This is a genomic window from Pantoea sp. BS_8, assembly GCF_041954965.1.
GTDB classification, from domain to species: Bacteria; Pseudomonadota; Gammaproteobacteria; order Enterobacterales; family Enterobacteriaceae; genus Pantoea; species Pantoea stewartii.
The window spans coordinates 1-815 of sequence record NZ_JAVAXU010000036.1; the positions used below are offsets into that span (position 1 = coordinate 1).

1 rRNA gene is annotated in these 815 nt (G+C 53.6%); it reads left to right on the forward strand.

The features are described from left to right. Positions 1–815 (forward strand): 23S ribosomal RNA (locus tag RAC65_RS22305); the annotation flags it as partial.

An 815-nucleotide genomic window follows, 5' to 3' on the forward strand; every position in this document is an offset into this window, starting at 1 on the left:
TGTGAGTTCGATGAGTAAGGCGGGACACGTGGTATCCTGTCTGAATATGGGGGGACCATCCTCCAAGGCTAAATACTCCTGACTGACCGATAGTGAACCAGTACCGTGAGGGAAAGGCGAAAAGAACCCCGGCGAGGGGAGTGAAACAGAACCTGAAACCGTGTACGTACAAGCAGTGGGAGCACCTTCGTGGTGTGACTGCGTACCTTTTGTATAATGGGTCAGCGACTTATATTCTGTAGCAAGGTTAACCGTATAGGGGAGCCGCAGGGAAACCGAGTCTTAACTGGGCGTTAAGTTGCAGGGTATAGACCCGAAACCCGGTGATCTAGCCATGGGCAGGTTGAAGGTTGGGTAACACTAACTGGAGGACCGAACCGACTAATGTTGAAAAATTAGCGGATGACCTGTGGCTGGGGGTGAAAGGCCAATCAAACCGGGAGATAGCTGGTTCTCCCCGAAAGCTATTTAGGTAGCGCCTCGTGAACTCATCTCCGGGGGTAGAGCACTGTTTCGGCTAGGGGGCCATCCCGGCTTACCAACCCGATGCAAACTGCGAATACCGGAGAATGTTATCACGGGAGACACACGGCGGGTGCTAACGTCCGTCGTGAAGAGGGAAACAACCCAGACCGCCAGCTAAGGTCCCAAAGTCATGGTTAAGTGGGAAACGATGTGGGAAGGCACAGACAGCCAGGATGTTGGCTTAGAAGCAGCCATCATTTAAAGAAAGCGTAATAGCTCACTGGTCGAGTCGGCCTGCGCGGAAGATGTAACGGGGCTAAACCATGCACCGAAGCTGCGGCAGCGACGCG